Origin of the sequence: Corynebacterium sp. HMSC073D01 (genome assembly GCF_001815555.1) — a bacterium.
GTDB classification, from domain to species: domain Bacteria; phylum Actinomycetota; class Actinomycetes; order Mycobacteriales; family Mycobacteriaceae; genus Corynebacterium; species Corynebacterium glucuronolyticum.
In genome coordinates, this window is the sequence record NZ_KV821073.1 from 18,466 (window position 1) to 25,666 (window position 7,201).

Annotated in this window: 6 protein-coding genes and 2 pseudogenes; 7 read left to right on the plus strand and 1 reads right to left on the minus strand. The window is 55.3% G+C overall.

The features are described from left to right. From HMPREF3044_RS10230 to HMPREF3044_RS12725, 4 genes and pseudogenes are all read left to right on the plus strand, one after another. Positions 1 to 387 (plus strand): annotated as a pseudogene (locus HMPREF3044_RS10230) (NIL domain-containing protein); the annotation flags it as partial. Further along, on the plus strand, positions 384 to 1,043 hold the full coding sequence (locus HMPREF3044_RS10235) for a methionine ABC transporter permease (RefSeq protein WP_070741419.1): 660 nt from the start codon (positions 384 to 386) through the stop codon (positions 1,041 to 1,043). The pseudogene HMPREF3044_RS10230 and the gene HMPREF3044_RS10235, both read left to right, overlap by 4 nt. Positions 1,044 to 1,507: 464 nt before the next feature. Continuing rightward, complete coding sequence (locus tag HMPREF3044_RS13460; protein WP_246821027.1) at positions 1,508 to 2,065, plus strand: hypothetical protein; 558 nt, start codon at positions 1,508 to 1,510, stop codon at positions 2,063 to 2,065. 21 nt (positions 2,066 to 2,086) lie between these two features. Further along, positions 2,087 to 2,698: a hypothetical protein gene (locus HMPREF3044_RS12725; protein ID WP_005388166.1), complete on the plus strand. Its 612-nt coding sequence runs from the start codon at positions 2,087 to 2,089 to the stop codon at positions 2,696 to 2,698. 238 nt (positions 2,699 to 2,936) lie between these two features. Here HMPREF3044_RS12725 and HMPREF3044_RS10240 read toward each other — a convergent pair whose 3' ends face one another. Next, positions 2,937 to 3,734 (minus strand): fumarylacetoacetate hydrolase family protein, encoded by a 798-nt coding sequence (locus tag HMPREF3044_RS10240; RefSeq protein ID WP_005388165.1) that lies wholly within the window; start codon positions 3,732 to 3,734, stop codon positions 2,937 to 2,939. Between the two features lie 483 nt (positions 3,735 to 4,217). On the opposite strand from HMPREF3044_RS10240, the gene HMPREF3044_RS10245 reads away from it, so the two are divergent. From HMPREF3044_RS10245 to HMPREF3044_RS13260, 3 genes and pseudogenes are all read left to right on the plus strand, one after another. Beyond that, positions 4,218 to 4,817 (plus strand): esterase/lipase family protein, encoded by a 600-nt coding sequence (locus HMPREF3044_RS10245; protein WP_141759685.1) that lies wholly within the window; start codon positions 4,218 to 4,220, stop codon positions 4,815 to 4,817. A gap of 853 nt (positions 4,818 to 5,670) precedes the next feature. Then, positions 5,671 to 6,855: an LGFP repeat-containing protein gene (locus HMPREF3044_RS10250; protein ID WP_246821029.1), complete on the plus strand. Its 1,185-nt coding sequence runs from the start codon at positions 5,671 to 5,673 to the stop codon at positions 6,853 to 6,855. Positions 6,856 to 6,869: 14 nt separating this feature from the next. Then, positions 6,870 to 7,201 (plus strand): annotated as a pseudogene (locus HMPREF3044_RS13260) (hypothetical protein); the annotation flags it as partial.

A 7,201-nucleotide genomic window follows, 5' to 3' on the forward strand; every position in this document is an offset into this window, starting at 1 on the left:
CACCAGATGGACGTCATCGCCCGCATCGCCGACAACGTCGCCGTCCTCGAACACGGCCGCCTCATTGAAACCGGCCCCGTCGAGGATGTGTTCAGCGCCCCGCAACAGGAGCTGACCAGGCGTTTCGTGGCGACGACCGTGCCCACGACGCACCTGCAGGCCGAGGCCGACTCGATCATCCGCGTCGTCCACCGCGGCGGCGCAGGACAAACAGTGCTGCACGACCTGGAGACCCACGGCGTGCGCGCCCGGTTGCTGCAGGCCAATGACCTGCCGCTGCGGCGCACGACCGTCGGGTCGATGGTGATTGGGCTGGACGGTAACGCTGAAACAGCGATCGCTTCAATACGAAGTACAGACGGACTGACAGTGGAGGTAATCCGATGAACCTAGATACACGCGTCACCGCCGACATGTACCTTTCGGCGGGTGCCGAAACCATCTACATGGTGGGCATCTCCCTGTTCATCGGCGCACTCATCGGCATCCCCCTGGCTTTGATGATGGTCATCACGCGGCCCGGCGGACTGCGGCCACAGCCCGTCGTGTACCAGGTGGTCAACGTCATCGTGAACATTTTGCGTTCGCTGCCATTCGTCATCCTCATGGTGGCGATTGTTCCATTCACCAGGCTGATCACCGGGACATCGATCGGCACGACGGCGGCGCTGGTCCCCCTGACCATCTATATTGCGCCGTTTGTCGCGCGCCTCATCGAGCAATCCCTGCTCGAGGTGGACCCCGGCATCCTCGAGGCGGCAGATTCCATGGGGGCAACCTTGTGGCAGACAATCCGCTACTTCATCCTCCCGGAGGCCAAGCCCTCCATCATCCTCGCGCTGACCACGTCGACGGTGGGCCTCATCTCCGCCACGGCGATGGCCGGGTACGTCGGCGGTGGCGGCGTGGGCGACCTCGCGCTGAGCTACGGCTACCAGCAGTTTGATACCGTCGCCATGGTGATAACCGTCATCATTCTCATCGTTGTGGTGCAGGGAATCCAGTCACTTGGCAACTGGCTGAGCAGGAGGGCCAGGGGGTAGTGCCGTTCTGCGGTGCCCGGAGCCGTGGAGATCGCGTAGCCGAAAAGTTCCGCGACTCCGGGTAGCAGGCTTGACTTCCAGAGCGTTCCACAACTCTTGGTGTAGACCAGCAGGCCAATACTTTTTGCTAAGAAGCGGATGCGGCGACGGGGTGGGGTCATGCTGCGGAGGGCATATCGAGTGCGGTTCTGGACTCGCACCAGCGTACGTGTGGTTCGTCGTGTATGGTGGCTTCCTGTACCGTTTTAGCAGTGCGATTGCAGGGTACATACCAAGGCCCACAACCCCGAAACCACCGCTAGTGCTCACTCATACGCCTTTCCAGGGCAGGGGATCCAAGGCTTGTAAGCTACGAATCGTTATACAGGTTCTCCTTTATAAAACATCGATCTGTTTACCACAGGAAATACCTTTACTTTCTGCTACGATTGAACTGACTTACATACAAAGGGATCGGAAGAAATATGAAAATCACTCCCCGGAATGTAGCGTTGGTGGCAGCTTCAGTGACTATATCGCTCACCATCACAATTCCCGTACCGGCTATGGCTCAATCCACCGAACAGGTGCCGATGTCAACTTTGGATGCCTCGTCCGCCGACGCTGCTCATGTTCCTGGTCTATGGAGAATTGAGCAAAATCCGGATGATGATGCAGAAAGTTTCGAAAAACGAGCTGGTGGAAGTATAGGACCATTTGTAATGGTTGCGGATAACCCACATTTTTCCCAAGGAACAGTGTCAGCTCACGGTTGCTACACCGGTGGCCCCCTCGGAGGACAAGCCATTGTGAAAAATTGGATTGAGCGAAAGAATGCCAATGGAAACTGGGAAAGGGCAGCCACGGGACAACCAGTCACCGTTCCGCAGGGGTGCGGTCGAGGGAAGCGATCTAATGCCCGAGCTCAGTGCAGCAACTTTACTAGGACGCTATATAGAAATGTTGTGGATGTGGATATTTTGGGAGCCATTGATCCTCCAATGAAGGCCTATAAGGAAAACTGGGTTAATTGTGGCGTTTAGCATTGGCATCGGTGGTTAGCGATGATTCTGTCTCTCACCGGAACATGGAGCATTAATCCATTCGGACCGCTTCGGGATTCGGACGACGCAGAAGACCTCTGGAGCCTGATTAACTCCACTGCATCTATCATGTCGGGGGCTGCACTTTCCCCTTGGTTCGTTGGGGAAAGCAACGATAGTGAAATTCTAGGCAATGGCCAAGTAGACACTCTTGTGTTCGGGATCTACTCCGCAGACGAGAGCTCAGCTCCCGTTGCGACCTTTCTACCATCAATCATGCTGGCAATACAGATTAGTTTAAAAAAGGCATACAAACCGGTAACGCCATCACGGATCACAGTGGAATTGCATCCGGGAGACAATTCCGGTTCGGTGCCAGCTTGCTGGTGGGGAAATTTCTTTAACCGGATAGAAAGATATGCGACGTGGGATTTGACAGTGTCGCCGTTTTCGTCCGAACTCGCCCGAAAAGCTTCACATAGGATTCCCTATCTTTTCGACACCGATGGGAACAATTTAACTTCTAGCTCATGGGGCCTTATGGAAACCGCTGCTCTAATTAGTTTCATTACCGAAGAAAACGCACATTGGCAGAAGGTTTCAATCGATAGCCGAAAGAGCATCGTTGACTGACGAGTCCTGGAGCTGTACATGCTAGAGAACCTTGACGGGTTGCCGCGACAGCCCGCGATTCCGGCCCCAGACACCGCGATGTTCATGCATCGCGGTGTTGTTTGAGCAGTGACGGGTGCACACTCGGTAGCCTATCGCCAGCCCATTGAACAACGGATACCAGGATCTTTGTTAAGGACTAGGGGTCTTCAGCCAGTAGATATGCTGCAAAGCCCGGTACGGTTTGTCCGAGAATGGCCTAGGCCTCGGTGACCGTGTTGCGGAGGGTGCCGAGGCCTTCGACCTCGATGGCGATGGTGTCGCCGGGGAGCATGCGCTTGGTGCCGGCGGGTGAGCCGGTGGAGATGACATCGCCAGGCAAGAGGGTGATGGAGCCGGAGATGTATTCGATGATCTCGCCGAAGTCCCAGATCATCTGGTTGGTGGAGGAATCCTGCCAGGTGGTGGTCTCGCCATCGTGGGTGAGGTGGCCTTTGATCTTTGTATCGGCAAGGTTGTAGGCATCGAGGTCGGTGTCGATCCAGGGACCCATGGGGCAGAAGGTGTCGATGCCCTTGCCGCGGGTCCACTGACCCTCGGCGAACTGGAGGTTGCGGTCTGAAACATCGTTGACGATGGTCAGGCCAAGGACAACGTCGCGCCAGTTTTCCTTCTTCACGTTCTTGCAGGGCTTGGAGATGACGAGAGCGATCTCGCCCTCGAACTCGACCTTCTGCGCGAAGTCAGGAATCTTGATGGCAGCGCCCGGTCCGATGATGGATGTCGGGGGCTTCATGAACAGCGTCGGCGGGAGGGTCGACGCGGACTGGTTGAAGACCTCCTGGACGTGGTCGGCGTAGTTGCGGCCGATGAGGAGGATCTTGGAGGGGAGCATCGGGGCGAGCAGGCGTACCTCGTCGGGTCCATACTCCTTGCCCGTGTACTCGGGGGCTTCGAAGGGGTGGTTGGAAATGGCTTTGAACTTTATATCCTCACCGTCGCCCTCGACGACGGCGAAGGTCATAGCCTCTGGGGTTGCAATTCTGGCGTAACGCATAACGGAACTATAGTTCACGCCCGAGCTACCGGTTGGAAAATTCCTCAAATGGTGCCACCTAATGGACTATAAAACTCACCAGGTGGGATTTTAGGCGACCGCGGCAGCACCGACGCCAGGATGTCCGGGTTCATCACAATGTTGCCGCCGCCCGCCAGAAGTGCGGGCAAGGCTAGCACGCCGGCGATAGAGCCCTCCTTCCTGGCAGCCGAGAAGACCAGCGATGTTTAGTGTGATGGTCTGCGTCGCTCGTGCGGCCGCCAAACTGCGGTGCGGTCATGCCCTCAACCGTCAGGGTGAATGTTCCCGCGCCTTCGGCGACATCACCGCATTAGCTGGGGTGAGCCTCACCGTGCCTGAGGAACGCTTTCACTTTCCTCATTGATAAAACTGCTGGTCGCAGGGTTTCCTCAGGTGTAAACTGGCATTCATGATGTGGAATTCACGCGCGCTGGGCGCACTTCTTAGCCCGCTGCGCATCCCATGATCGCTCTCCTCAACGTCCTCGCCTACCTTCCTCGCAGGCCCCTTGCCCCCTCCCCGCAGGTGACGTACCGCCCGGTGGTGGTGCTGTTGCACGGCACCAATTCCTCGCCGCGAGTGTTCCGGCGGCTAAGCCTTGCGCTTGCTCGCCGTGGCATCGCGTTTGTGGCGCCGTCCTACGGCAAGCACGGCTCGGCACCGGTCACCGAGTGCGTGGACGAGCTGGTAGAAACCGTGGCTGGCTACAAAGAGATCGACATCGTGGGGCACTCGTTCGGCGGGCTCGTCGGCCTCGAGGTCGCTCGCCGCCCGGAGCTTTCCGGTCGCGTGCGCCGCATTGTGGGACTCGGTGCCCCGTGGTTCGGCCAGCCCAACCGCATCTACATCGGTGGCGCCTCCCATCGTGATCTCGCTTGTCAGCACTTCCCCCGCACCGTTCCCGATAACGTCACGGTGTACTCCCTTACTTCCCGCACGGATCGCACCGTGCCGTACACCCTGTGCCGCCTGGGTCGCCTCACTGTCCTGCCCCGCTGCCCCCATTTCCTGCTCCCAAACTGCACCGATTACGTGCTTCGCGCACTAGAGTTAAGAATATGAGTGGACTCCAAGCAATCTCTGCGCTAGAGCAGCTTACTACTGCATACGAGCTGCTCTACCGTGCTGACGAGCTCTCATTGACTGATTCAAGAGAATTTGATCCTATCGCTGCGCGCTTGTGCGACTACGCCTGCGGGCTACCAATCGATTCGCCACGAATGACCACATACAGCTGGGAAATCGGCCCAAATGAAATACTTAGTGCCCTAACAAGGCGACTAACTGTTCGCCCCGATACCGACGAGCTTTATTGGTGCGCGCCAGGCGCTGACCATTTTAGGACCGTACCCTGGCGTTTTTCCTATGTTTTCCTCCGTTACACTGGCCTGACCGCTTGTGATATAACTGATTTCCACGCCGCTGATCTAGCTTGTCGCCACATCCAGGTCTCCACAACACTCATGGAAAATTGCCACTTCGCCCGGACCGAGTTCAAAGACTGTCGTGTTCAAGGATCTACCTTCGCAACCATTAATTTCGCAGATTCTCGCCTTAAAGAGTGCCATTTTTACAGCTGCACCTTCACGGACGTGCACTTTCCGGCTCTTAGTGATTGTTTTTTTACCGATTGCACTTTCACTAACTGTGTGTATGACTCAGTAACTAACTGCAAGTTTTATCCTCCCGAGTACTCCGAGTGCTTGGGGCGAAGCGAAAAGGGAGAAAGCTACCTATGTGATTCTATTTATATGCCTGTAAACCCCAGCGTCATCCCGAGCTACAGGGATCGATAAATATTTCACTTCCACTTTCAGTTCTATTTTTGGTGGTTTTGTTGTGTTTGGTTTTTCCTGTTGGGGGGTTTGCTGTGGAGTCTGTGGGGTCTGGGGAGGTGGGGGGTGGTGATTATGTTGTGGATCGGTTTGATCCGTCGGGGGATGAGTTGTTGGATGAGTATGTTGCCTCTCACCCGGATGTGGAGTTGGAGTATGCACGGCAGACTGCGGTGATACCGGCCAGTGTGTATTCGGTACGGGACGGCGGCTGCGACTTTTTTGCTGAAACTAAAAAAACCGTGTGTGGGGCAATTCTGGCGCATTATAACGCTATCGGGGGACGAGGTTCGTGGCTTGGTATGCCGCTGAGTGATGAGTTGACGGGTCTGGACGGTGTGGGAAAACGCACGGAGTTTGTAGCAGGGTTTATCTATTGGCACCCGCGTACCGGGGCGCATGCTGTCACCCGTGATGGGATGCGTCAGTGGGGAACCCTCGGGTGGGAATCAGGAGCGCTTGGGTATCCAGTATCGGAACCGCAGGATACGGGGGTTCCTGCGACGCAGTATCAGCAGTTTGAGGGTGGGGATAATTACTATAATCCGCTGTTTGGTGGTGCTGTGTGGGGAGATATTAAGGCCAAATATGATGCGATGGGTGGGTCGCATCACCCTATTGGTGTGCCGATGACTAATGAGCAGGGTGCGGGGACGGGATTTCGGTTTAATAATTTTTCCAATGGCACGATTTCGTGGCGGGAGGTTGATAGGCAGACGAGGTTTATGTTTCTTGCCTCTCAGCGTGTGTGGCAGGCTTTAGGACGAGAGGGGGGTAGTTTGGGTTTTCCTGTCAGTGATGAGGTGGCGGAAATTCCTGGTGTGTTTCATTATGTTCCGTTCACAGGGGGAATGATTGCGTGGAACAACGTGCTTGGTGCGAGGGAGTTAACTGGCCAGGCGAACGCGTACTGGCACAGTGTTCGGAATACGGCAGAGGACCTCGGCTATCCTCTACCTTCAACAACACCCCTCGAAGACAGCTACGAACAAGACTTCACCAAAGGGGTCATACTCGGAATGAGTCAAGGAATCGGAGTAGTCAAAGGCACCATGGAAACCAACCGATCATTTTATTCCAATGATTCTGTTGAAAGTGACACTCCAACACGGATGAGCGCTTTACCTCCTCTTACCAGCGCGGTCTTCGTATACATAGAGCCAACAATGAAAGCAGGGGGACCCGCGTTAGGTAATTTCATAGTTCGCAGAGGTTTCTATACTAGAAAGGAGGGAAAGGAAATCGGCTGGGTGCCGAGAAAATGAAGCACAAACACAATATGAAAAATCACCGCATGTTACGTGCGGTGTACAAGTACAACCCCGAATACCGAATTGGCGTGACTGAGCCCGGAAATAAGAAGTATAAAGGGCGGGTTGATTTTCTCAAGTGTGGAGGATTTTCTGTTGATGTTGTACCGAGTTGCGAAAAAGCAGAGAAGGAACAATATATAACTTTAATTTACCGCATAAGATTAAACTTAACTTACAAGAACGCACCTTCACAAATGCCTGGCGATGCTCACGAAGTAGGTGCTGTCACTGCTTGGTGCGAAGATGAGAATAAGACAGGCAATGGAGAACGGACCCGACCCCATGGATGTGGACACCT

What these genes read in the sequence shown, in the direction of transcription:
- HMPREF3044_RS12725 (WP_005388166.1), top strand. Translation starts at nt 2,087, where the DNA reads ATGATTCTGTCTCTCACCGGAACATGGAGCATTAATCCATTCGGACCG.
- HMPREF3044_RS13460 (WP_246821027.1), top strand. Translation starts at nt 1,508, where the DNA reads ATGAAAATCACTCCCCGGAATGTAGCGTTGGTGGCAGCTTCAGTGACT.
- HMPREF3044_RS10235 (WP_070741419.1), top strand. Translation starts at nt 384, where the DNA reads ATGAACCTAGATACACGCGTCACCGCCGACATGTACCTTTCGGCGGGT.
- HMPREF3044_RS10245 (WP_141759685.1), top strand. Translation starts at nt 4,218, where the DNA reads ATGATCGCTCTCCTCAACGTCCTCGCCTACCTTCCTCGCAGGCCCCTT.
- HMPREF3044_RS10240 (WP_005388165.1), bottom strand. Translation starts at nt 3,734, where the DNA reads ATGCGTTACGCCAGAATTGCAACCCCAGAGGCTATGACCTTCGCCGTC.